The following is a 23803-nucleotide window of genomic DNA, read 5'->3' on the forward strand; positions in this document are numbered from 1 at the left end:
GACCGGATGAGCGAGACCATCAGCGTCGGCGAGCTGTGCCAGCGGGCGGCGGGAACGACTGCCCCCGGGACGGAGGCGCTGGTCGGCCTCCTGGGGCGGTCGCCCCGCGACGAGCGGATCGGTCTCGATCGTGCGCCCGCAGCCGTCCTGGCCCGGAGACTCCGCTCGAGCCGGGCGCCGTCGAGCGGGAGCCTCACGGCGCTCCTGGCGGTGCTCGACGATCTCGGCGACGACGACGTGCGATTCGGGCGATACGACACCGAGACCGAGGTCGCGATCATGCTGATCGATGCGGGTGGGGCCGTCACCGCCGCGTCCGTGGAGCCGGTCGTCGAACCGGATAGCGTCTCGGCCGCCGAGCTGGCTGGACTGCTGAGACGGTCCGACGACGCGGCGGCCGCCTCGTCGGCGGTCGCTCGGGCGTTGGCCGTGCTCGACGAGAGGCCCGACGAGTCGCTGCGGGTCGGACGACAGGGCGCCATCGCCACCTCGCGGACGTTCCGGACCAAGTACTCGATCGCCCGGGAGAAGGGCGTCACCGTCGTCGGGCTCGAGGACTTCGTCGATCGGCTCGCCGAGCGGGGCGAGACCGAGATCGCGCTCTGCTCCGCCGACACGGGCCCCGCCGTCGTCGTCGCGGCCCTCCGGCCGGATCGGTCAGCCGCGATCGCCGTCCTGTTCGTGACCGACCTGCGGCACGACGGCGACGCCCGGGTCTGAGGTCGGCACGGGCCGCGGCCTCGCCCGTCGATCCGCCGCCCGCGCGTACCGGCCCGCGAGATCGGCGAAGGCGTCGATCAGCTCGGCCGGGCCGACGGCCACGAGCTCGGCGTCGAAGCGGCCGAACGAGGCGGCGAGCGACCCCCACGACCACGACCCGGCCTCGACGCGGCAGCGCTCGGGACCGACGGCGACCACGACGCCGTCGCCGACGAACGGGGCCACGGCGCTCGCCGGCAGCGACAGCTCGACCGTGCCGACGCAGGCCCAGGCGTCGGCTCCGCTCGAGCCCTTGAACCGCGCCGACAGGAAGGCCGCCGGGTCGCCGCCCGGCACCGCCCTCGGCTCGAAGCGCCGACCCGTGTGCTGGCGCAGCCGTAACCGGTCGACCCGGAACACCCGCCAGTCGCCGTGCTCGTCCGACCAGCCGATCAGGTACCAGCGGCCGGAGCTCAGCAGCAGGTGATGCGGCTCGACGCGTCGCGGCGGTCGGGGCGGGGGCGACGCGGAGGCCGGGAGCGACGTCGACGCGGGGTGCGCTGCGGAGGCGAGCCGCGCCTCCTCGGCCCGGTCGACGTCGAAGCGGAGCTCCTCGCGGCGGTGGATCGCGTCGCCGATGCGCAGCAGCACCTCGGGGTCGACCTGCACGCGGGTCGACGGCGAGCCCGGCGTGAGGGCCCCGACCTCGAGTCGCGCGATGCGCTGCGCCACGCGATCGGGCAGCAGTCGCGTCACGGTCAGCAGGGCCCGGGCCGCGGCGTCGTCGAGACCGGCCCCGGCCAGGCGAGCGGTCTGCAGCGCGAGGGTCACGGCGACCGCCTGCTCGTCGTCGAGCAGCAGCGGAGGCAGCGACTCGCCCGCCGCGAGCCGGTACCCGCCCTCGGGCCCGCGGGTCGTGTCGATCGTGTAGCCCAGCTCGCGCAGACGCTCGACGTCGCGACGCACGGTGCGCTCGCCGACCTCGAGCCGAGCGGCCAGCGTCGGAGCCGACCACGACCGGTTCGTCTGCATCAACGACAGCAGGGCGAGGAGGCGCTGGGACGTCGACGAGGCGGCTGCGGCGGGCATGACGTCATCATCGCGCGTGAACCGGACCGAAGCTGACCGGTACACGGAGTCGACTTGTCTCAGCGCTCAGAGAGAGCGCGACATCACGTCGAGGAGACAGACCATGAGCGTCATCACCACCCTGCACATCAACTTCCGAGGCCAGGCGAAGGAGGCGCTCGAGTTCTACCACTCGGTCTTCGGCGGCGACCTCGTGCTCGTGCCCTACGGCGAGACCGAGTCGGGTCAGGGCCCCGACCAGGCCGACCAGATCGTCTGGGGGCAGGTCATGGCCCCGAGCGGGTTCCACGTCATGGCGTACGACATCCAGGACTCGCTGCCGTATGCGGCCGGCGACAACCCCTTCTACCTGTCGCTGCGCAGCACCGACGCGGCCGAGCTCGAGCAGCTCGGAACGGCGCTCGCCGCGTCCGAGGGCGTCACCGTGCACGTCCCCTTCGGACCGTCGATGTTCTCGCCGTACTACGGCAAGCTCACCGACCGGTTCGGCGTGACGTGGATCATCGACGTGATCGTCCCCTGGGGCTGAGCCGGGTCTCGGCGGGGCCGGCGGGTCGGGTCGGGGTCGGCGGGGGCGGGTCGAGGCCGCCCGGCATCCTGCGCATGCGGCTGCTCGAGAGCCCGCCCCGCCCTGTGGCAGGATCGAGCCACGATCGAGGGGGAGACATGCGTTCAGAGGACGTCGTCGCGACGAGATTCACACCGACCCGGTTCCGGGACGGCTACGACCAGGACCAGGTCGACGACCTGCTCGACCGGATCACCGCGACGTTCGCGGCCCTCGAGCAGGGGCGCGGCCCGGGTCCCCTCACCGCCGACGAGGTCATCGCGGCGAAGTTCCAGGCGACGAGGTTCCGCGAGGGGTACGACCAGGATCAGGTCGACGCGTTCCTCGACCAGGTCGTCATCGCCCTGCGCACCGCCGAACCGCCCGCCGCCGGCTGACGACGGAGCCGAGGAGGCGCGGGTCGCCACCCGCCGACCGGCCCGCACCGAGAGGGAGACATGCCCGACGACCGCCTCACCGTGCCCGACGCCGTCGCCTGGCGGGCATGGCTCGACGCCCACGAGTCGACCTCGGAGGGGGTGCGCCTCGTGCTCGCCAAGAAGGGCACCACGAGCCCCACGTCGCTCACGTACGCCGAGGCGCTCGACGAGGCCCTCTGCAGCGGCTGGATCGACGGGCGCCGCAACGCCCTCGACGCCGGCACCTTCCTCCAGCACTTCACGCCCCGGCGGGCCCGGTCGATCTGGTCGATGCGCAACGTCGACCACGTCGCCCGCCTCGTCGACTCGGGGCGGATGCGCCCGCGGGGTCAGGCCGAGATCGACCGGGCGAAGGGCGACGGGCGCTGGGATCGCGCCTACGCGGGCCAGGCGGACATGGAGCCGCCCGCCGACCTGGCGGCCGCGCTCGCCGACTCGACCCGCGCCTCCCGGACGTTCGCGGGGTTGAGCCGGTCGGCCCGCTACTCGGTCATGCACCCGGTGCTGACGGCCCCCACCGAGGAGGCGCGGGTCGGCCGCATCGCCCGCGCCGTCGCCCGGCTGGAGGCCGGCGCCGAGCCGCCCGGCGCCGCCCGGCCCGGCTGACGGCGACCCTGGTCGGAAGACGCCCTCGAGCGCCGCGCGAGGGGCGCCTTCCGCCCACCGTGGCCGCGGGGCTGGTGCGCTGGCCTGTCGTTGGTCAGAAGATGCCCGTCCGAGCTCTGCGAGGGGCACTTTCCGCCCACCGTGGCCGCGGCAGGGCGGCAGGGCGGCAGGCGGCGAGCGGTGCGGAAGCGACCGCTAGGCGCGGCGCCTGATCAGGTTCATCATGATCTGCGACATGACGACCTCGTCGTGCTGGTTCAGCATCTCGATGCGGGTGCGGACGATGCCGCGGTCGGGCTTCGACCGCGAGGGGCGGGCCTCGAGCACCGTGAACCGCGCCCGCAGCTGGTCGCCCGGTCGCACGGGCCGGTGCCAGCGCAGCTCGTCGACACCCGGCGACGCGAGGCTCGTCCGCTCGTTGAGGAAGTTGTCGACCATCAGCCGCATCATCATGGCGGTCGTGTGCCAGCCGCTCGCGATCAGACCGCCGAAGGGACCGTCAGCCGCGCCGACGGGATCCAGGTGCATCGTGTGCGGGTCGAAGTCGGCCGCGAAGCCCACGATGGAGCTCGCGGTGACCTCGACCGGGCCGTACGTCCCGCCGGCGCCGGGCCGGTAGTCGTCGAAGTGTCGGTCGATCAGCGGGGTCTCGTCGAAGGAAGGCACGAGAGGAGACGGTACACATCGCGCAGAATCCTGGCCGGGGGGTGGACAGACGTGCGGAGGGCCCCCGCCTGCGCGGGGGCCCTCCGGTCGTCGGGTCAGCTGTCGATCGACCGTCGCTCGGCCGACGGAGCGCCGACGGACGGCTCGGTCGCCGGTCCGGCGGTCACCTCGATCTTGCGCGGCTTCGCCCGCTCGCTCACCGGGATCAGCAGCGACAGCACGCCGTTGTCGTAGTGGGCGGTGATCGCGTTCGAGTCGATGCCCTCGCCCACGCTGAACTGCCGCAGGTACGACCCGTGCGGGCGCTCCTGCGACAGCCACGTCACCCCGTCGCGGGTGTCGGGGGTGCGGTTCGCGCGGATGGTCAGCAGCTGACCGTCGACGTCGATGTCCACCGAGCCCGGGTCGATGCCCGGCATGTCGGCGTTCAGCACGTAGCGGTCGCCGTCGCGGTAGAGGTCGACGGGCATGACCTTCGGGCCCTGACGGGTGCCGAGGAGCCCGGCGGCGAGGCGGTCGAGCTCGGTGAAAGGATCGAAAGACACAGCCATATGAAGAGTCCCCTTTCGGTGTTCGCGTGTGGTTATCCGGGCCGGTCCCGGTCTCGGATCCGGCCGACGAGAAGAGGATAAATCCCGGTCAGCGGGCTTGTCTCGAAAATCGCTTCGAGCACGCTGGGATGAATCTGAGACCGTGGCGGCGGGCTCAGCGCGCGCCGACGACCATCCAGCGCGACCCCGCGGCCCGCACCCCGAGGGTCACGGCGCGGATCCCGATGTAGCCGAGGCCGAACGCGAACCACAGCGCGACGACGGACCCCGGCCCCTCGCCCACGGCGCGCTCGACCGGCACGAGGATCGCCAGGTACACCAGCACGTTCACCACCCCCGCCAGCGCCAGGTAGCGCGCATCGCCGGCTCCGAGCAGCACGCCGTCGAGCACGAACACGAACCCGGCCAGCGGGATGCCGACCGCCATCGCGAGCACCACCCCGGGCAGCAGTGCGCGGACGCCCTCGTCGGTCGTGAACACCGGCCCGAGCACCCCCGAGAGCGCGGCGACGAGCGCCCCGAGCAGCACCCCGCCGCCGACCCCGAACAGCATCAGGCGGCGGGTCACCGCCCTCACCCGGTCGCGGTCCCCCGCTCCGAGGGAGTGCCCGATCATGGCCTGCCCGGCGATCGCGAGGGCGTCGAGCGCGAAGGCGAGCGTGCTGAAGACCGTCAGCGCGACCTGGATGGTCGCCAACCCCGTCACCCCCGAGGAGGCGGCGGTCGCCACGGTCGCGATCATCGCGACCCGCAGACTCGCGTTCCGCACCAGCAGCCACGCGCCCGACCGGGCCGTGCGTCCGACCCCCGCGAGCCCGGGGCGCAGATCGGCGCCGACGGCGCGGGCCGCGCGCACGGCGATCACGACGTAGACGGCCGCCATGCCCCACTGCGCCACGACGGTGCCGGCCGCCGACCCGGCGACGCCCCAGCCGAACCCGTAGATGAACACGGCGTTGAGCCCGGCGTTCACGGCGAAGCCCACGCCGGCGACGACGAGAGGGGTGCGGGTGTCCTGCAGGCCGCGCAGCAGGCCGGTGGCGGCGATGACGATGAGCATGCCCGGCAGGCCGATCATGGACACCGTGAGATAGGTCGTGGCGGCGGCCTCCACGGCCGGCTCCGTGCCGAACAGCCCCACGAGCGACGGCGCCGTGAACGCTCCGGCGACGGCCAGCACGACGCCGAGCAGCAGCGCGAACCAGAGGCCGTCGACGCCGGCGCGGATGGCCCCCGCCCGGTCACCGGCACCGAGCCTCCTCGCCACGGTCGGGGTCGTCGCGTACGCCAGGAAGATCAGCAGCCCGAGCGCCGTCTGCAGGATCACCCCGGCCACCCCGAGACCGGCCAGCGGCACCGAGCCGAGATGCCCGATCAGGGCCGTGTCGGTCAGTAGGAACAGCGGTTCGGCGATCAGCGCCCCGAGCGCAGGCAGGGCCAGACGGACGATCTCGCGGTCGAGGGGGTTCCGGAGGCGCACCTCAGTCGGTGCCGCGGGCCCGGCCGACCAGCGTCATCAGGTGGTACACGACGATGGCCGCGACCGTTCCGAGGATAATGCCGCCGAACGTGGCGCCGCCGAGCGACAGCGTGAAGTCGGCGATGCCCATGATCAGGGCGATGCCGGCCGTGAGCTGGTTCTTCGGTCGGCTGAAGTCGACCTTGTTCTCGACCCAGATGCGGATGCCGATGACGCCGATGAGGCCGTAGAGGGCCGTGGTCACGCCGCCGAGCACCCCCGGCGGGATGGTGAAGATGACGGCGCCGATCTTCGGCGACAGCCCGAGCAGGATCGCCACGATGCCGGCGACCCAGTACGCCGCGGTCGAGAAGACCCGGGTGGCGCTCATCACGCCGATGTTCTCGCCGTAGGTGGTGGTGGCCGAGCCGCCGCCGAGCCCGGCGAGCACCGTGCTGAGGCCGTCGGCGAAGAGCGCTCGGCCGGTCAGCGGGTCGAGGTTCCGCTTCGTCAGCTGACCGACGCCCTTCACGTGCCCGACGTTCTCGGCGATCAGGGCCAGCACGACCGGCAGGAAACCGAGGTACACGGGCAGCGCCGACAGATCGAAGGCCGGCGCGGTGAAGGTCGGCAGACCCACCCAGGGGGCGTCGCGCACGGCATCGAAGCTGACCTCGCCGAGCAGCACGGCGGCGATGTAGCCGACCACCACGCCGACGAAGATCGAGAGGCGACCGAGGAGGCCTCGGAAGAGCACGGCGCTCAGCACCACCGCGGCGAGCGTGATGACCGCCGTCAGCGGGGCGAGCGCGAAGTTGTCGCGGGCGGCGGGCGCGAGGTTGAAGCCGATCAGGGCGACGATCGCGCCGCTGACGACCGGCGGCAGCAGCGAGTCGATCCAGCGCGTGCCCGCGAGGTGCACCACCACGCCGATGATCGCGAGCAGGGCGCCGACGACGATGATGCCGCTGAGAGCGAGCGGTATGCCCCCGACCTCCTTCGCCGCGGCGATCGGAGCGAGGAACGCGAACGACGACCCGAGATAGCTGGGCAGCCGGTTCTTCGTGATGATCAGGAACAGCAGCGTGCCGATGCCCGAGAACAGCAGGGTCGTGCTCGGCGGGAAACCCGTGAGGATCGGCACCAGGAAGGTCGCGCCGAACATGGCGACGACGTGCTGACCGCCCAGGCCGATGGTGCGCGGCCAGGTGAGCCGCTCCTCCGGCGCCACGATCTCGGTCGAGTCGACGGTCTTGCCGTCACCGTGCAGGGACCAGGGGAGTGCCATGCTCAGAACTGTAGCGGCGACGCGGTCGTAGGCTGACGACCATGACGAGCGACGCCCTCTCCTCCGGAATCCTGACCGACGAGCTCGACCCGGAGGTGCGTCCGCAGGACGATCTCTTCCGTCACGTGAACGGTCGCTGGATCGCCCGGACGGCGATCCCCGACGACAAGGCGCGCTACGGCTCGTTCTACGTCCTCGCCGAGGAGGCCGAGGCGGCCGTCCGCGAGATCATCCAGGAGTCTCAGGACGCCGAGCCGGGCACCGAGGCCCGCAAGGTCGGCGACCTCTACACGAGCTTCCTCGACGAGCAGCGCGTCGAGGCGCTCGGCGCCGAGCCGATCCGCCCCCTGCTCGACCCCGTCGACGACGTGACCGACGTCGACGGCCTCCTGCGCCTCCTGGGCTCGTTCGAGAAGCAGGGGCTCGCGAGCTTCGTGCAGCTCTTCGTCGACAACGACCCGGGCGACCCCGAGCGCTACGTCCTGTTCGTCGAGCAGGGCGGTCTGGGTCTGCCCGACGAGTCGTACTACCGCGACGAGAAGTCCGAGTCGATCCGCACCGCCTACGTCGCCTTCGTCGCCCGCATGCTCGAGCTCGCCGGCTTCGACGAGGCCGCCGACCGCGCCGCCCGCATCATGGCGCTCGAGACCGAGCTCGCCTCGCGCCACTGGGACAACGTCGCCACCCGCGACAGCGACGCGACCTACAACCTCCTGCCCTGGGCGGGGTTCGACGCGCTCGCCGAGGGCGTGGACCTGACCGTCTGGCGCGACGCCTTGGGCGCGCCCGAGCGCGTGTTCGACGAGCTCGTCGTGCGTGAGCCGTCGTTCGTGACGGGTCTGGCGTCGCTGCTGACCGGAGCGCGCCTCCTCGACTGGCAGGACTGGCTGCGCTGGCAGATCATCCGCTCATCGGCGGCCTATCTGTCGACCCCGTTCGTCGAGGCGAACTTCGGCTTCTACGGTCGCACCCTCACGGGAGCGCCCGTGCAGCGCGCCCGCTGGAAGCGCGGCGTCTCGCTCGTCGAGGGCGCCATGGGCGAGGCCGTCGGCCGCATCTACGTCGAGCGCCACTTCGCGCCCGAGGCCAAGACCGCCATGGACGTGCTCGTCGCGCACCTGGTCGAGGCGTACCGGCAGAGCATCACCGGCCTCGAGTGGATGACGGAGGAGACCCGCGGCCGCGCCCTCGAGAAGCTCGAGAAGTTCACGCCGAAGATCGGGTTCCCCGACACCTGGCGCGACTACTCGGCCCTCGAGGTCGACCCGGCCGATCTGGTCGGCAACGTGCGGGCGACCGCCGCCGTCGGCTTCGACCGCGAGCTGGGCAAGATCGGACAGCCGCTCGACCGCGGCGAGTGGTTCATGACCCCGCAGACGATCAACGCTTACTACAACCCCGGCATGAACGAGATCGTGTTCCCCGCGGCGATCCTGCAGTTCCCGTTCTTCGACGAGACCCGCGACGCCGCCGCGAACTACGGCGCGATCGGCGCGGTCATCGGACACGAGATCGGCCACGGCTTCGACGACCAGGGGTCGAAGTACGACGGCGACGGCCGACTCCGCGACTGGTGGACGGCCGCCGACCGCGAGGCGTTCGAGAAGCTCACCGCGTCGCTGATCGCCCAGTACGACGCGCTCGCCCCGGCTCAGGTCCCCGACCACCACGTCAACGGCGCCCTCACCATCGGCGAGAACATCGGCGACCTCGGTGGGCTGTCGATCGCCTACAAGGCGTACCTGCTCTCGCTCGAGGGGGCCGAGGCTCCTGTGATCGACGGCATGACCGGAGCCCAGCGGTTCTTCCTCAGCTGGGCGCAGGCGTGGCAGATCACGCTGCGCGACGAGGAGGCCGTCCGGCTGCTCTCGATCGATCCGCATTCGCCGAACGAGTTCCGCTGCAACCAGATCGTGCGCAACATCGACGAGTTCTACGCCGCCTTCGACGTCGCGCCGAGCGACGCGGCCTGGCTGCCGCCGGAGGAGCGCGTCACGATCTGGTGACCCCGCGCGGCCCCGCCGGTCAGTCGATCAGGCCGAGCCGGACGAGACCGTCGAGGGTCGCGACGCCGGCCGGGGGGCACCGGTCGGCGTCGACCGACGTGACCCAGTGGAGCGCACCCACCTCGGCCGATGCGAGGGGCTCGGGGCTGGCCGTGGTCGGGTCCGCCGAGAACAGGGTCATGTGCACCTCCCGCCCGTCCGGTTCGCCGTGGGCCTGGGTCCGCACGGTGAACAGCTCGACGACGGTCGACGGGTCGAGTTCGACGGCGACCTCCTCGCGCGACTCGCGCACGAGGGCCTCGGCGGGCGACTCGCCCGGCTCGAGCTTGCCGCCCGGCAGGTACAGCACGTCGCGGCCGCGGGCCGTGACCATGAGGAGGCGCCGGTCGCGGATCAGGGCGAGGGCGCTGACGACGATCGGTTCCATCCGGTCATCCTCGCACCGGCCTGAAGAGGTCAGCTCGCGTCGCCGACGGCGCGCAGGTGCGGGGCCGGGGTGGCGGCGCGTGTCTCGGTGAGGCCGAAGAGGGCCTCGAGCCCGTCGCGGAACTCCTCGCCGCGACCCTCGCGGGCCAGCTCGCGCGCTCGCACGGACGGGGTGTGCAGCAGCACGCCGGCCAGGTGGCGCAGGGCGGCCTCGGTGCGGTCGGACGAGTCGCCACGGGACCGCGCGCGCTCGATCTCGGAGTCGAGCAGATCGAAGACGTGCTTGCGCAGAGCGACGACGGCGGGGGTGAGCGACTGCTCGGCGGCGACGGCCTGGAACTCGGCCGCGGCCGTCGAGACGAGCGCGCGGGCGTCGTCGGCGGCGGTGAGCTCGGCGAGCGGGGCGTGCAGGCTGATGGTCTCGAGGTCGAGCAGCTCGACGCCGTCGATCTCGGTGACGAGGGGGTCGACGTTGCGGGGCAGGCCGAGGTCGATGACCAGGCGGCGGTCGCCCGCGGCGACGACGTCGGGGGTGACGACGGGCTCGGTCGTCGACGTGCAGGTGATGAGCACGTCGCACCAGGCGATGGCCTCGGCGAGGTCGTCGTAGGGGGTGGCGTCGTGCTTCAGCCCGAACCAGGAGGCGCGACCCGACGACGAGTACACGGCGAGCCGGTCGGCGCCTCGGTCGCGCAGGGCGGTGACCGTCGTGGCGGCGTACTGGCCGGTGCCCACGATCAGCACCCGGGCGTCAGCCCAGTCCGTGACGCGCGAGGACGCGAGCTCGAGGGCGAGGCGCACGAGCGAACGACCCGCGCCTCCGACGTTCGTGCGGTTCTTGATGCCGCGGGAGGTGTGCGAGGCCTTCTGGAAGAGGCGCTCGAGGTCGGACGACGTCGTGCCGCCCTCGCGGGCGCGCTCGAGCGCGCGGCGGACCTGGCCCGAGATCTCGTCTTCGCCGATGACGACCGACTCGAGACCCGAGCTGACGGCGAACAGGTGCTCGACGACCTCGTCGCCGGTGATGATGCGCACGCTGTCGCGCAGGTCGTCGGCCGTGACGTCGCTCGCGTCGCTCATGGTCGCGATGGTGGCCTCGACCGCGACGGCGCTGCCGGCCGTGAGGGGCTCGTCGACGTCGAGATAGGCCTCGAAGCGGTTGCAGGTCGCGAGCACGACGGCTCCGTTGACGAAGTCGCTGCCGTCGACCAGGGTGCCGACCGCCGAGGGTGCGCCGATGCTCAACTTCTCGAGGAGGTCGAAGCTGGCGTTCCGGTGGGACGCCGTCAGGCAGATAAGCACCGATCAAGAGTAACGCTCATCGACGCATCCGGCTGGGTGATGCCTCGATGTCGAGAGGATGCACGGGGTCAGGCTGGTCCCGGGAATGCGCATGCAGTGTTGCGCATTGCAACATGAGGCCCCGCCGACCACCCCGATCGGCCCGACGACAGGAGAATCATGACCACCAGCATCCAGTGGCAGCTCATCGCCCGCCCCGAGGGCGAGCCCACCACCGACGACGTGCGCCGGGTCGAGGTGACCCTGCCCGAGCTCGCCGACGGCGAGGTGCGCGTGCAGAACGAGTTCCTGTCCGTCGACCCCTACATGCGCGGTCGCATGAACGACGTGAAGTCCTACGTGCCGCCCTTCGCCCTGAACGAGACGATGACCGGCGGCGCCATCGGACGCGTCGTCGAGTCGCGCTCCGACGAGCTCCCGGTGGGCACTGTCGTGCAGCACGACCTCGGCTGGCGCGACGTGGCCCAGGGAGGCGCGGGCTCGTTCCGCGCCACGCAGACCGTCGAGGGCGTGCCCCTGTCCGCTCACCTCGGCGTGCTCGGCCTCACCGGTCTGACGGCCTACGTCGGCCTCACCGAGATCGCCGGGATCCGCGAGGGCGACGTCGTCTTCGTCTCCGGCGCCGCCGGCGCCGTGGGCACGATGGTCGGTCAGATCGCCCGGCTGAAGGGCGCCTCGCGCGTCATCGGCAGCGCCGGATCGGCCGAGAAGGTCGAGCTGCTCACCTCGAAGTACGGCTTCGACGCGGCGTTCAACTACAAGGACGGCGACGTCACCGAGCTGCTGCGCGAGGCAGCGCCCGACGGCATCGACGTCTACTTCGACAACGTCGGGGGCGACCACCTCTCGGCCGCGCTCGACTCGTTCCGCGACGGCGGCCGTGCCGCGCTCTGCGGCTCGATCGCCAACTACAACTCGACCGGGGCCCCCGTCGGCATCACCGGCATGACCAACATGGTCACCCGCGGTCTCATGATGAAGGGCTTCACGCTCGGTAACTACCGTCACATCGCCCCCGCCTTCCAGGCCGAGATGGGCCCGTGGCTCGCGAACGGCGACGTGGTCCACGACGAGACCGTCGTCGAGGGCATCGACCAGGCCTTCGAGGCGTTCACGGGGCTGATGCGCGGCGCCAACGTCGGCAAGATGGTCGTCAAGGTCGGCTGACCCGCGACTCCGCGGCTCCCGCCTCCTCGGCTCCCGCCTCCGCGTCGTCGGCGAGCCGAGGGCGAGGCGGCCGTGCGGGCGGTCCCGGGACCGCGGGACCCCCGCCGGGTCGCCTCGACGAGACGCCCAGCAGGCGATGGGAGAATGCTCCCCGTGATCACCTCCGCCCTGCCCGACCAGCACCCGCTCGCGACCGGCCTCACCGCCGACTCCCGCCTGGTGCGGGCACTGCGGGGCGACCGGCCCGAGACGCTGCCCGTCTGGTTCATGCGTCAGGCCGGTCGATCGCTGCCCGAGTACCGCGAGCTGCGCGTCGGCACGAAGATGCTCGACGCCTGCCTCACCCCCGACCTCGCCAGCGAGATCACGCTGCAGCCGGTCCGTCGCCACGGCGTCGACGCCGGCATCTTCTTCAGCGACATCGTCGTGCCGATCAAGCTCGCCGGGGTGTCGGTCGACATCGTCCCCGGGCGCGGTCCGGTGCTCGAGAACCCCATCCGCACGGCGGCCGACGTCGCCGCCCTGCGCCCGCTCGACGACGACGCGCTGGCCCCCATCGCGGCCGGCGTCGCGCAGACGGTCGCCGAGCTGGGCGCCACCCCGCTGATCGGCTTCGCCGGCGCCCCGTTCACCCTCGCCGCGTACCTCGTCGAGGGCGGCCCCTCCAAAGACCACATCCGCGCCCGCACCCTGATGCACAGCGATCCCGACACCTGGGAGGCGCTGCTCACCTGGGCGGCGGACGTCACGGGGGCGTTCCTGCGCGCGCAGGTGATGGCCGGTGCGAGCGCCGCCCAGCTGTTCGACTCGTGGGTCGGGTCGCTGTCGCTCGCCGACTACACGGCGAACGTGGCACCGCACTCGGCCCGTGCGCTGTCGCACGTGGCCGACCTGGGCGTGCCGCGCATCCACTTCGGCGTCGGCAGCGGCGAGGTGCTGACCGCCATGCGCGACGTCGGCGTCGACGCGATGGGCGTCGACTGGCGCATCCCGCTCGACGAGGCCTCGCGTCGCCTCGGCGGCGGCACCCCGCTCCAGGGCAACATCGACCCCGCACTGCTGCAGGCGCCCTGGCCGGTGCTCGAGGCGCACGTGCGCGACGTCGTCGAGCGCGGCCGCGCCGCGCCGGCCCACGTGCTCAACCTGGGGCACGGCGTCAACCCCGACACCGACCCCGACGTGCTGACCCGCATCGTCGCGCTGGCGCACACGCTCTAGAAGACCGCTCTCAGAGAAGGGGAACGCCCGTGTACGACCCGCTCCGCGCCTCCTCGGTCGGTTCCGAGTCGCCGGCGCCCGCCGCCGGGCGCGCGCTCGTCGTCGTCGTCGGCGGCGGGGTCGCCGGACTGGTCACCGCGCGCGAGCTGGCCCGAGGCGGGGCGCGCGTGCTGCTGCTCGAGGCCTCGGGTCGACTCGGCGGCGAGGTGGGCCGGCACACAGTCGCGGGGATCGACCTCGACTCGGGCGCCGAGAGCTTCGCCACCCGCGGGGGGACGGTCGCCGCCTACCTCGCCGATCTCGGCCTCGGCGACGACATCGTGCTGCCCGACGGTCGAGGCGCCTGGGTGCATCAGGCCGACGGCGAGGCGTTCCCGCTGCCCCGCACGGGTCTGCTCGGCATCCCCGGCGATCTCGCAGACCCCGACGTGCTGCGCGTCATCGGGGCCGACGGGGCGGCGATCGCCGCCCGGCTCGACGCGCAGCCCGCCGAGGTCGGCGCCGACGAGATCGCCGTCGGTCCGTTCATCCGCGCGCGCATGGGCGACGCCGTGCTCGACCGGCTCGTCACGCCGATCGTCGGCGGCGTCCACTCGCGTCACCCCGACGACCTCCTCGTCGACCGCGTGTCGCCGGGCCTGCGCCGCGCGCTGCTGCGCGAGGGGTCGCTCACGGCCGCCGTCCTGAGCCTGCGGGCACTGGCCCCGGCGGGCTCGGCGGTCGCGGGTCTGCGGGGCGGCAACGCCCGGCTGGTCGACGCGCTCGTCTCCGATCTGGCCCGGCTCGGCGTCGAGACCCGCCTCGACGCCCCCGTGAGCGCGCTCGACGCGTCGTCCGTGACCGTCGGGGGCGAGTGGCTCGTCGCCGACGCCGTGGTGCTGGCCGTCGGCGAGGGTGCGGGGCGGGCCCTGGCGGGTCGCGCCTCCTCGGCTGCGGGCCTGATCACGCTCGTCACCCTCGTCGTCCGCGAACCGGCCCTCGACGGCGGCCCGCGGGGCACCGGGGTGCTCGTCGCGCCGGGCGCCCTCGACGTGCGGGCGAAGGCCCTCACGCACGCCACCGTCAAGTGGCCGTGGCTCGCCGAGCGGACCGGCGGTCGCCACGTGCTGCGGCTGAGCTACGACTCGCCCGTCGTCGAGCGGAGCACCCCCGACGCCGAGCTGCGTGCGGTCGCGATCGCCGATGCCGGGGTGCTGCTCGGCGTCGCCCTCGACCCCGATCGGGTCGACGGCTGGGCGCGCGTCGCCTGGGACGCCCCGCTGACGACGCCCGCGACCGGAGCCGAGGAGGCGCGGGTCGGCTCCGTCACCCCCCTCGACGGCGTCCGTCGCGTCGGCGGCGCCGTGGCGGGACGGGGCCTCGCCTCGGTCATCGCGCAGTCCCGTGCGACCGCCGCGGCCGTCTTGAGCGACGGCGTCGGGCATCTCGCGGCGCCCTCGGACTAGATTGGGGTCTCGCGTGGCCGACGGCCGCGCGCAGACCACAGAAGGAGCGACATGCGAGGCAAACTGATCTTCGTCGCCGGTGGAGCACTCGGCTTCGTGCTGGGCGCCCGGGCCGGTCGAGACCGCTACGAGCAGATCTCGGCGACGAGCTCGAAGCTCTGGCACAGCCGCGCGGTCCAGCGCCAGGTGGTCAAGGCCGAGGACTTCGCCGGCGCCAAGACGGCCGACGTCGTCGACGCGGGTGTCAACGCCGTCAAGTTCGTCATCGTGCGGGCCTTCGGCGGCGGCAGGAAGAAGCAGAAGTCGACGACCACCGGTAAGACCCGATGACCGATTCGACCCGGAGCGACCGGATCCGCCACGACTCCGGCTCACGGACCCGCTCCCGGTCGCTCTTCACGCTGCTGCACGACGTCCCGACCCTGGTGACGGACCTCGTCAAGGGCGAGATCGCGCTGCTGAAGAGCGAGATCCTCGGCACCCTCAAGGCCTTCGGCCTCGGGGCGGGCTTCGTCGTCGGCGCGCTCGTGCTCGTCTTCGCGGCCCTCGGGGTGCTCCTGACCGCGATCGTGCTCCTGATCGCCATCTGGCTCCCGGGCTGGCTGTCGGCCCTCATCGTCGCGGTGGCCCTGCTGATCGGCGCGGGCATCCTCGGCTGGGTCGGCTACAAGAAGATCAAGGTCGGGCTGCCGGTCGTCCCCGAGAAGACCCTGGCCAGCCTGCAGCGCGATCTGCGGGCCATCAAGGGCGTCGGCACGATCCCCCGCACGCGTCTCGACGAGTCCTGACGCTCCTCCCCCTCTCCGCACCTCCCCTGCACCGAACGGAACCATCGTGAGCGACACGAACGACATCCAGGGTCACATCGACAAGACGCGTGCCGAGCTGGCCGCGACGCTGAACGAGATCGAGGACAAGCTCAACGTGCCCAAGCAGCTGGGTGCCGCCGGGCAGCGGGCCAAGGCGTCGTACGAGCGCGACAAGTGGCCGTGGCTCGCGGGCGCGGGGGTCGTCGCGCTGACCGTCGGCGGCATCCTGGTCGGCGTCGTCAAGCGCCGTTAGCCCCTCCCCATCGACCCCGCCCGGGGCGTCCTCCACCGTTCTCTCGAACTGGAAGTACCTGGTTGGGCTCCCAGCCGCGAGAGGGGGAGAATAGCCGCATGAGTACCAGCGCCGACGGGTCGGCACCCGTGTTGCCGACGTCAGATTCACCCGCCGCTCCCGCATCGGCCCCGAGCGGGGCTCCGTCGTCGGGCGCCGGCGCCGAGCGTCTCGGCTACACGCTGTGGGCCGTGCTCCGCCGAGACCCCCAGAACCCGTTCACCCCCGACGAGACCGACGCCGAGGCGCTCGACGCCGTCGTCGAGTCGCTGGCCGCCGACGGCGTCGTCGTCCGCGGGTTCTACGACGTCAGCGCCCTGCGCGCCGACGCCGACATCATGATCTGGCTGCACGGCGAGATCCCCGAGGCGATCCAGTCCGCCTACCGTCGCCTGGTCCGCACCGACGCGCTCGGCGGCCTGCTCCCGACCTGGAACGCCATGGGCATGCACCGCGAGGCCGAGTTCTCGCGCAACCACAGCCCGGCCTTCATGCGCGGCAAGGATCCCGAGGCGTGGCTGACGGTCTACCCCTTCGTGCGCAGCTACGAGTGGTACCTGCTGCCCGAGTCCGAGCGCCGCCAGATGCTGGCCGACCACGGCAAGCAGGGGTCCGAGCACCGGGCCGTGCTCACCAACACGGTCGCGAGCTTCTCGCTGGGCGACTACGAGTGGATCCTCGCCCTCGAGGCGCCCGAGCTGGTCCAGCTCGTCGACCTCATGCGCGACCTGCGCTACACCGAAGCCCGTCGTCACGTCCGCGAGGAGATCCCCTTCTTCACCGGCCGACGCATCACCACCACCGAGATCATCGAGGTTCTGTCGTGACCGACACCAGCGGAATCACCAACGGCGAGCTCGTGCGCAACGCCACCCCGGCGGCCGAGCGCGGCCCCGAGCACGTCTCCGAGCCGACCGACTACGACGCCATCCTCCTGGCCGGCTTCGGCGGCCCCGAGGGCCAGGACGACGTCATCCCGTTCCTGCGGAACGTCACGCGTGGTCGCGGCATCCCCGAGGAGCGACTCGAGGAGGTGGCCACCCACTACCGCCACTTCGGCGGCGTCAGCCCGATCAACGAGCACAACCGCGAGCTCAAGGCGGCCCTCGAGGCCGAGCTCGAGCGACGCGGCATCGACCTGCCGGTCGTCTGGGGCAACCGAAACTGGGATCCCTACATGGCCGACGCGGTCCGCGAGGCGGACCGCCGCGGGTTCCGCAAGCTCATCGCCGTCGCCACGAGCGCCTACTCGTCGTACAGCTCGTGCCGCCAGTACCGCGAGGACTTCGCCATGGCCCTCGACGAGACGGGTCTCGCCGACACGATGCAGATCGACAAGGTGCGTCAGTTCTTCGATCACCCCGGCTTCGTCCAGCCCTTCATCGACGGCGTGCGCGACGCGCTGCTGAAGGCCCGTGCCGAGCTGGACGGTCTCGACCTGTCGTCCGAGATCCAGGTGCTCTTCGCGACGCACTCGATCCCCTCGACCGATGCGGCCAAGAGCGGGCCGCAGTCGCGCGGCTTCGACGAAGACGGCGCCTACGCCGCCCAGCACAAGGCGGTCGCCGAGGTCGTCATGGCCGCGGCCGAGGCCGCCCTCGAGCTGGAGATCCCCGAAGGCGGCGGCAGCACCGTGCCGTGGCAGCTCGTCTACCAGTCGCGCAGCGGTCCGCCGTCGATGCCGTGGCTCGAGCCCGACATCAACGACGCGATCGACGATCTCGCCAGCGGTCCGACCCGCGCCGTCGTCATCGTGCCGCTCGGCTTCGTCAGCGACCACATGGAGGTCATGTGGGACCTCGACAACGAGGCGCTCGAGACCAGCGAGAAGAACGGCTTCTGGGCCGTCCGCACGCCGACGCCCGGCATCGACCCCAACTACGTGACGGGTCTGGTCGACCTCGTGCTCGAGCGACGCGACGGGGTCCCGGCCGAAGACCGCCCGCACGTGACCGACCTCGGTCCCTGGTACGACGTCTGCCGCCCGGGGTGCTGTGAGAACGTCCGCCTCGGCTTCAAGCCGGCGCTCTCGGGTCTGGTGCCCTGACGCCGTGACGACACTCCGCATCGGAACCCGCGGCAGCGCACTCGCCGTCGCCCAGTCGACGACCATCGCCGAGCGGCTCGGGCGTGCGACGGGCGCCGACGTCGAGCTCGTCCGCATCAAGACGGAGGGCGACCGCACCCAGTCGTCGGGTGAGTCGCTGTCCAGCCTCGGCGGAACCGGCGTCTTCGCCAGCGCCCTGCGCTCGGCGCTGCTCGCCGACGAATGCGACGTGCTCGTCCACAGCCTGAAAGACCTGCCCACCGCCTCCCACCCCGGTCTCGTCATCGGCGCGACGCCCGGCCGGGCCGACGCCCGCGACGCCCTGTGCGCGCGCGACGGGCTCACCCTCGAGACCCTGCCTCAGGGCTCGCGCGTGGGCACGGGGTCCCCTCGACGTGCCGCGCAGCTGCTCTCGCGTCGTCCGGACCTCGAGATCGTCGACATCCGCGGCAACGTCGACACGCGCCTCCGGCGGGTCGGAGACGACCTCGACGCCGTGCTGCTGTCGGCGGCGGGCCTCGGCCGCCTCGGGCGTCTCGACGCGGCGACCGACCTGCTCGGCCTGGGCTGGTGGCCGACCGCCCCCGGTCAGGGCTCCCTCGCGGTCGAGGTGCGCGAGGGCGACCCCGACGAGGTCCTCGCCCGCGGGCTCGCCGCGGTCGACGATCGCGAGACCCGACTGGTCGTCACGGCAGAGCGTCAGGTGCTCGCCGGTCTCGAAGCGGGCTGCGCCGCACCGATCGGCGCCACCGCCGTCGTCGACGCCGGTCTGCTGCTGCTCAGCGCCACCGTCTACAGCCCCGAGGGCGCCGGCACCGTCAGCTCCTCGCACGCCGTGTCGCTCGACGACGGCTCGCTCGAGTCGCAGCTGGTGGACGTCTCCGAGGTCGCCCGTCGCGTCGTCGACGAGCTGCTCGAGCTCGGCGCCGCCGATCTGGCGCCGCTCGGCGGCGGACCGTCGGGCGGCGACCCCGTGGGGAGCGCGTCGTGACGGTCGATCGGCCGCTCAAGGGCACCCGTGTGCTCGTGCCTCGCGGCGGCAAGTGGGGCGACGGCGTGGCCGCCGCCCTGCGCGCCCACGGCGCCGCCCCCGTCATCGCCCCGATGATCAACTTCGCTCCGGCCGAGACGCCCGAGCTGCTGGCCGCCGCCCTCGCCCGTCTCGAGGCGGGTGTCTACGACTGGCTGGTCGTCACCAGCGCCACCACGGTCGACGTGCTCGTCGGCAACGGCATCCGCCCACCCGCCTCGACCCGCATCGCGGCCGTCGGCGAGACGACCGCCGCGGCCCTCACGCTCTCCGGCTACCGCGTCGACTTCGTGCCCGAGGGCGACAACTCGGCGCGGGGTCTCGTCAAGGAGTGGCCGCGCGACGACGTCCAGGGCCGCGTGCTGGTGCCGCAGTCCGACCTCGCCGAGCCGACCCTCGTCGCGGGCCTGTCGGAGCGCGGCTTCGACGCCGAGTTCGTCTCCGCCTACCGCACGGTCGGCGTCGACGTCTCCGAGTCCGTCGCGACCGGCGTCCGGTCGGGCGACATCGGCGTCATCCTCATCACCTCGGGCAGCGTGGCCCGGCAGATCGCGGCACAGCTGGCCCCGCTGCCCGCGAGCACCCTCGTCGCCTGCATCGGGCCGCGCACGGCGTTCGACGCCCGCGCGGCCGGGCTGCCGGTGCACCTGATCGCCGAGACCCGCTCGGCGGCCGCCCTCGTCCAGGCCGTGGTCGACCACGCCCTCGACGGACGCCCCTCCGATCCCGAGAAAGACTGATGTCCGAGTTCCCCCGCGTGCGCCCCCGTCGGCTGCGCGCCACCCCCGCCCTCCGCCGCCTGACCGCCGAGACGCGTCTGCATCCGGCCGATCTCGTGCTGCCGATGTTCGTCCGAGAGGGCATCGACTCGCCGGTCGAGATCTCGTCCATGCCGGGAGTCGTCCACCACAGCCTCGCGAGCCTCCCGCACGCCGTCGCCGAGGCGGCCGAGGCCGGGGTCGGCGGTGTCATGCTCTTCGGCGTCCCGCTCGAGAAGGACGCCGTCGGCTCGGGTGCGACCGACCCGGACGGCATCCTGAACGTCGCGACCCGGGTGGCCGTCGACGCCGCGCAGGGCGCCCTCGTCGTGCAGACCGACCTCTGCCTCGACGAGTTCACCGACCACGGGCACTGCGGCGTCCTCGCCGCCGACGGCTCCGTCGACAACGACGCGACGCTCGTCCGCTACGACGAGATGGCCGTCGTGCAGGCCGAGGCCGGATCGCAGCTGATCGGCATGAGCGGCATGATGGACGGCCAGATCGGCTCGGCCCGCGACGCGCTCGACGCCGCCGGCTTCTCGAACACCGCTCTGCTGGCCTACGCCGCGAAGTACGCCTCGGCGTTCTACGGGCCGTTCCGCGAGGCCGTCCAGTCGACGCTCGTCGGCGACCGCCGCACCTACCAGCAGGACGCGGCCAACGGTCGCGAGGGCATCCGCGAGGTCGAGCTCGATCTCGCCGAGGGCGCCGACATCGTCATGGTGAAGCCCGCCATGAGCTACCTCGACGTGCTCGCCGAGACCGCGGCGATGAGCCCGGTGCCCGTCTGGGCGTACCAGATCAGCGGCGAGTACGCGATGATCCAGGCCGCCGCCGCCAACGGCTGGATCGACCTCGACGCCGCGTCGTACGAGAGCGTGCTCTCGATCAAGCGGGCCGGAGCCGATGCGATCCTGACGTACTGGGCCACGGAACTGGCCACGCGCCTCCGGGAAGGACGGATCCGATGATCACCGACCGCAGCACAGACCGCACCAACGACGGGTACTTCGCGCGAGCGAAGCGCTCCATCCCCGGCGGCGTCAACTCGCCGGTCCGGGCCTACGGGTCGGTCGGGGGCACACCCCGGTTCCTCGTCGGCGCCTCGGGCCCCTACGTGACCGACACCGAGGGCCGCGAGTACGTCGACCTCGTCGCGTCGTGGGGTCCGGCCATCCTCGGCCACACGCATCCCGAGGTGCTCGAGGCCGTCCAGCAGGCCGCCGCCCGCGGTCTCTCGTTCGGGGCGTCGACGCCGGGCGAGACCGAGCTCGCCGAGCTCGTGCGAGAGCGGGTCTCCGTGGGCGACGCCCGCCCGATCGGCAAGATCCGCATGGTGTCGACGGGCACCGAGGCGACCATGACGGCGATCCGTCTCGCCCGCGGCTGCACCGGCCGCGATCTGCTGGTGAAGTTCGCCGGCCACTATCACGGACACTCCGACTCGCTGCTGGCCGAGGCCGGCTCGGGAGTCGCGACCCTGTCGCTGCCCGGCTCGGCCGGCATCACCGCGGCCACCGCGGCGCAGACCCTCGTGCTGCCGTACAACGACCTCGACGCCGTGCGCCGCGCGTTCGCCGAGCACGGGCCGCGCATCGCGGCCGTCATCGTCGAGGCCGCCGCCGCGAACATGGGCGTGCTGGCGCCGCAGCGCGGCTTCAACCGCAGCCTGTCCGAGATCACGCGCGCCAACGGCGCCCTGCTGATCGTCGACGAGGTGCTGACCGGGTTCCGGGTCGGCCCGGCCGGCTGGTGGGGTCTCGAAGCGGCTGACATCGTGCCCGACGGCAGCGGGTGGGAGCCCGACCTCGTCACGTTCGGCAAGGTCATCGGCGGCGGCATGCCCCTCGCCGCGCTCGGCGGTCGTGCCGACGTGATGGACCACCTCGCCCCTGTCGGCCCCGTCTACCAGGCCGGCACGCTGAGCGGCAACCCCGTCGCCGTCGCGGCGGGCACGGCGACCCTCCGTCTCGCGACGCCCGAGGTGTACGCCACGCTCGACTCGGTCTCCGACCGGCTGTCGGACGCCGTCTCCGCCGCGTTGTCCGCCGAGGGGGTCGAGCACACCGTGCAGCGCGCGGGCTCGCTGTTCTCGTTCGCCTTCACGCCCACGGCACCCGTCGACTACGACGACGTCCGCGCGCAGCAGGCCTGGCGCTACCCGCCGTTCTTCCACGCCATGCTCGACGCGGGCGTGAACCTGCCGCCGTCGGTCTACGAGGCGTGGTTCGTCACGGCGGCGCACGACGAGACCGCGGTGTCGCGCATCCTGGATGCCCTGCCCGCCGCCGCGAAGGCCGCGGCTGCGGCGACGCCGCCGACGCCGGTCTAGGCCGGCCGGGTCCGTCGGGGCGACGGCTCGCTGCCGTGGTCCCGTCGGGCCGCGCGTGCGGGTGCGCGCCCCAGGGCGCGAGGTGCGCCGGGAACTCAGGCCGGCGGGGCGCCTCGCCGGGTCCGAGCCGACCAGCGTCCGTCGACGCGCTCCACGTCGAGCGGGTGGTCGAAGGCCGCCGACACCGGCTCCGATGTCAGCACGTGGTCGGCCGCTCCCTGGGCGAAGACGCGGCCGTCGCGCAGCAGCATCGCGTGACTCGTGCTCGCCGGGAGGTCCTCGAGGTGGTGCGTGACCGTGACCGACGCGATGTCCGGGTGGGCCGCCCGCACGCCGTCGAGGGTGTCGAGCAGGTGCTCGCGGGCGGCCACGTCGAGACCGGTCGCGGGTTCGTCGAGCAACAGCAGCGAGGGCGTGGCGACCAGCGCCCGGGCGATGAGGGCGCGACCCCGTTCGCCCTGCGACAGCACCGACCAACGCGCCGTGGACCGGGCCCCGAGACCGACGGAGGCGATGAGCGAACGCGCCCGCGCCTCCTCGGCGGGTGTCGGCGACCAGCGGGCGACGGGGTCGCTGCTGCCGGTGAGCCCGGTCAGCACGACCTCGGTGACGATGTTGTCGCGCAGCATGCGGTGCCGCGGGTCGACGTGACCGATGTGCCGCCGCAGCTCGCTCAGCTCGACGCGGCCGAGACGGCGGCCCAGCACGTCGACCGTGCCCGAGGTGGGGTGCCCGAGGGCCCCGCAGAGCGTCAGCAGCGTGGTCTTGCCGGCGCCGTTCGGGCCGATGAGGGCCCAGTGCTCACCCGATCGGACCCGCAGCGACACGTCGGCCAGCAGGTCGCGACCCGAGCGCGCGACCCGCACGTCGGCGACGTCGAGCACGACCGGGCTCGGCCGCGCGCCGGTCGCCGACGCCGGGGTCACGAGAGGTAGACGCCCGCCTCGCGGACCTGCTCGTGGAACGCGGCGAGGCGCGCCGGCTGCGTGCGGACGGCCTCGGCCGCGGCGGCGGCGTCGCCCGAGGCCACGGCTTCGCGCAGCGACTCCGTGAACTCGAGAGCGGCGTCGAAGTCGAAGAGCCCCTGCGACGACGGACGACGGATCAGCAGCAGGAGGCGCGGGCCCGTGTTCGCCCACAGTCGCGCCAGCGAGGTGCTCGCGCTGGCCTCGAGCAGCAGCTCGTTGAAGCGGACCAGGGCGGCGTCGTCTTCGGGCTTCTTCGCCGAGAAGGCCTTGATGCGGGCGTCGAGGATCTTCAGGGCCTCGGCGCGCTGGCTCGAGCCGAGGCGGGCGACGCCGCGCTCGACGAAGAGCGCCCAGACGGCGTAACCGACGTCGATGGTGTCGACGAACTCGTCGAAGGTGGGGTGCACGATGCGCGTGTAGCGGTTCGCCTCGATGTCGACCAGGGCCTGGTCGGCGAGCTTGGCGATGGCCTCGCGGACGGGCGTGCGCGAGACCCCGAGCCAGGCGACCAGCTGGTCGTCGTTCAGTCGCTCGCCGAACTCGAGGGTGCCGTCGATGATCGCGTCGAACATCTTGTCGTAGACGACGTCGCGGAGCAGACGGCGGGGGGCGGGCGGCTGGTCGGTGAGCGTGGGGATCGGCATGGGGTCTCCTG

Annotated in this window: 26 protein-coding genes; 17 read left to right on the top strand and 9 right to left on the bottom strand. The window is 72.7% G+C overall.

Annotation, left to right across the window (positions count from 1 at the left end):
• Positions 1–6 precede the first annotated feature (6 nt).
• Positions 7–720 carry a hypothetical protein gene (locus tag ASF89_RS01225; RefSeq protein ID WP_156463288.1) on the top strand — a complete coding sequence of 238 codons (714 nt, stop codon included), beginning with the start codon at positions 7–9 and terminating at the stop codon, positions 718–720.
• Here the strand turns inward: ASF89_RS01225 and ASF89_RS01230 are convergent.
• Positions 658–1788, bottom strand: coding sequence for a YafY family protein (locus ASF89_RS01230; protein ID WP_082489814.1), 1131 nt, complete (start codon positions 1786–1788; stop codon positions 658–660). The two genes, ASF89_RS01225 and ASF89_RS01230, sit on opposite strands and share 63 nt — an antisense overlap.
• Before the next feature lie 103 nt (positions 1789–1891).
• On the opposite strand from ASF89_RS01230, the gene ASF89_RS01235 reads away from it, so the two are divergent.
• The 3 genes from ASF89_RS01235 to ASF89_RS01245 all read left to right on the top strand — a co-directional run bounded on the left by ASF89_RS01235 (position 1892) and on the right by ASF89_RS01245 (position 3381).
• On the top strand, positions 1892–2317 hold the full coding sequence (locus ASF89_RS01235; RefSeq protein WP_055811318.1) for a VOC family protein: 426 nt from the start codon (positions 1892–1894) through the stop codon (positions 2315–2317).
• Between the two features lie 137 nt (positions 2318–2454).
• Positions 2455–2733 (top strand): DivIVA domain-containing protein, encoded by a 279-nt coding sequence (locus ASF89_RS16265; protein WP_055811320.1) that lies wholly within the window; start codon positions 2455–2457, stop codon positions 2731–2733.
• A 60-nt stretch (positions 2734–2793) separates the two neighbouring features.
• On the top strand, positions 2794–3381 hold the full coding sequence (locus ASF89_RS01245; RefSeq protein WP_055811324.1) for a YdeI family protein: 588 nt from the start codon (positions 2794–2796) through the stop codon (positions 3379–3381).
• A gap of 195 nt (positions 3382–3576) precedes the next feature.
• Here ASF89_RS01245 and ASF89_RS01250 read toward each other — a convergent pair whose 3' ends face one another.
• From ASF89_RS01250 to ASF89_RS01265, 4 genes are all read right to left on the bottom strand, one after another.
• Positions 3577–4047: a MaoC family dehydratase gene (locus ASF89_RS01250; RefSeq protein ID WP_055811327.1), complete on the bottom strand. Its 471-nt coding sequence runs from the start codon at positions 4045–4047 to the stop codon at positions 3577–3579.
• A gap of 95 nt (positions 4048–4142) precedes the next feature.
• Positions 4143–4598, bottom strand: a complete 456-nt coding sequence (locus ASF89_RS01255; protein ID WP_055799138.1) for an Hsp20/alpha crystallin family protein — start codon at positions 4596–4598, stop codon at positions 4143–4145.
• Between the two features lie 154 nt (positions 4599–4752).
• The gene (locus ASF89_RS01260) at positions 4753–6078 is read right to left on the bottom strand and encodes an MATE family efflux transporter (protein ID WP_055811332.1); all 1326 of its coding nucleotides are present in this window, start codon (positions 6076–6078) and stop codon (positions 4753–4755) included.
• A 1-nt stretch (position 6079) separates the two neighbouring features.
• Positions 6080–7345, bottom strand: coding sequence for a uracil-xanthine permease family protein (locus ASF89_RS01265; RefSeq protein ID WP_055799143.1), 1266 nt, complete (start codon positions 7343–7345; stop codon positions 6080–6082).
• Positions 7346–7386: 41 nt separating this feature from the next.
• On the opposite strand from ASF89_RS01265, the gene ASF89_RS01270 reads away from it, so the two are divergent.
• Complete coding sequence (locus ASF89_RS01270; protein WP_055811335.1) at positions 7387–9351, top strand: M13 family metallopeptidase; 1965 nt, start codon at positions 7387–7389, stop codon at positions 9349–9351.
• A gap of 19 nt (positions 9352–9370) precedes the next feature.
• Here ASF89_RS01270 and ASF89_RS01275 read toward each other — a convergent pair whose 3' ends face one another.
• Positions 9371–9778 carry an NUDIX domain-containing protein gene (locus ASF89_RS01275; RefSeq protein ID WP_055811339.1) on the bottom strand — a complete coding sequence of 136 codons (408 nt, stop codon included), beginning with the start codon at positions 9776–9778 and terminating at the stop codon, positions 9371–9373.
• Positions 9779–9807: 29 nt separating this feature from the next.
• Entirely contained in the window at positions 9808–11079 is a 1272-nt protein-coding gene (locus ASF89_RS01280) for a glutamyl-tRNA reductase (RefSeq protein ID WP_055811343.1), read from the bottom strand.
• A 159-nt stretch (positions 11080–11238) separates the two neighbouring features.
• Between ASF89_RS01280 and ASF89_RS01285 the strand changes: the two genes are divergently transcribed.
• The 12 genes from ASF89_RS01285 (at position 11239) to hemL (ending at position 22180) form a co-directional block, all read left to right on the top strand.
• On the top strand, positions 11239–12246 hold the full coding sequence (locus ASF89_RS01285) for an NADP-dependent oxidoreductase (protein WP_055811346.1): 1008 nt from the start codon (positions 11239–11241) through the stop codon (positions 12244–12246).
• Positions 12247–12390: 144 nt separating this feature from the next.
• On the top strand, positions 12391–13464 hold the full coding sequence (hemE, locus tag ASF89_RS01290; protein WP_055811349.1) for a uroporphyrinogen decarboxylase: 1074 nt from the start codon (positions 12391–12393) through the stop codon (positions 13462–13464).
• A 29-nt stretch (positions 13465–13493) separates the two neighbouring features.
• Positions 13494–14909 (top strand): NAD(P)/FAD-dependent oxidoreductase, encoded by a 1416-nt coding sequence (locus ASF89_RS01295; RefSeq protein WP_082489693.1) that lies wholly within the window; start codon positions 13494–13496, stop codon positions 14907–14909.
• Between the two features lie 51 nt (positions 14910–14960).
• Positions 14961–15239, top strand: coding sequence for a hypothetical protein (locus tag ASF89_RS01300; protein ID WP_055799161.1), 279 nt, complete (start codon positions 14961–14963; stop codon positions 15237–15239).
• Complete coding sequence (locus ASF89_RS01305) at positions 15236–15697, top strand: phage holin family protein (RefSeq protein ID WP_055799166.1); 462 nt, start codon at positions 15236–15238, stop codon at positions 15695–15697. Before ASF89_RS01300 ends, ASF89_RS01305 begins: the two co-directional genes overlap by 4 nt.
• Positions 15698–15743: 46 nt before the next feature.
• Entirely contained in the window at positions 15744–15971 is a 228-nt protein-coding gene (locus ASF89_RS01310; protein WP_055799170.1) for a DUF3618 domain-containing protein, read from the top strand.
• A 98-nt stretch (positions 15972–16069) separates the two neighbouring features.
• Positions 16070–16837 (top strand): hydrogen peroxide-dependent heme synthase, encoded by a 768-nt coding sequence (gene hemQ, locus ASF89_RS01315; protein WP_082489694.1) that lies wholly within the window; start codon positions 16070–16072, stop codon positions 16835–16837.
• Positions 16834–18057, top strand: a complete 1224-nt coding sequence (locus ASF89_RS01320; RefSeq protein ID WP_055811352.1) for a ferrochelatase — start codon at positions 16834–16836, stop codon at positions 18055–18057. Before hemQ ends, ASF89_RS01320 begins: the two co-directional genes overlap by 4 nt.
• 4 nt (positions 18058–18061) lie before the next feature.
• Positions 18062–19048: a hydroxymethylbilane synthase gene (gene hemC, locus ASF89_RS01325; protein WP_055799175.1), complete on the top strand. Its 987-nt coding sequence runs from the start codon at positions 18062–18064 to the stop codon at positions 19046–19048.
• Positions 19045–19827, top strand: coding sequence for a uroporphyrinogen-III synthase (locus ASF89_RS01330; RefSeq protein ID WP_055799179.1), 783 nt, complete (start codon positions 19045–19047; stop codon positions 19825–19827). Before hemC ends, ASF89_RS01330 begins: the two co-directional genes overlap by 4 nt.
• On the top strand, positions 19827–20819 hold the full coding sequence (gene hemB / locus ASF89_RS01335) for a porphobilinogen synthase (RefSeq protein ID WP_055799182.1): 993 nt from the start codon (positions 19827–19829) through the stop codon (positions 20817–20819). Before ASF89_RS01330 ends, hemB begins: the two co-directional genes overlap by 1 nt.
• On the top strand, positions 20816–22180 hold the full coding sequence (gene hemL / locus ASF89_RS01340; RefSeq protein WP_055811355.1) for a glutamate-1-semialdehyde 2,1-aminomutase: 1365 nt from the start codon (positions 20816–20818) through the stop codon (positions 22178–22180). The genes hemB and hemL overlap by 4 nt, the downstream gene beginning before the upstream one ends.
• Before the next feature lie 95 nt (positions 22181–22275).
• On the opposite strand, the gene ASF89_RS01345 is transcribed toward hemL, so the two are convergent.
• Positions 22276–23106: an ABC transporter ATP-binding protein gene (locus tag ASF89_RS01345; RefSeq protein ID WP_235483949.1), complete on the bottom strand. Its 831-nt coding sequence runs from the start codon at positions 23104–23106 to the stop codon at positions 22276–22278.
• A complete protein-coding gene (locus ASF89_RS01350; protein ID WP_055811359.1) occupies positions 23103–23792 on the bottom strand; it encodes a GntR family transcriptional regulator in 690 nt (229 codons plus the stop codon). The genes ASF89_RS01345 and ASF89_RS01350 overlap by 4 nt, the downstream gene beginning before the upstream one ends.
• Between the last annotated feature and the right edge of the window lie 11 nt (positions 23793–23803).

Source organism: Frigoribacterium sp. Leaf172 (assembly GCF_001424285.1).
In the GTDB taxonomy this organism is placed as follows: Bacteria; Actinomycetota; Actinomycetes; order Actinomycetales; family Microbacteriaceae; genus Frigoribacterium.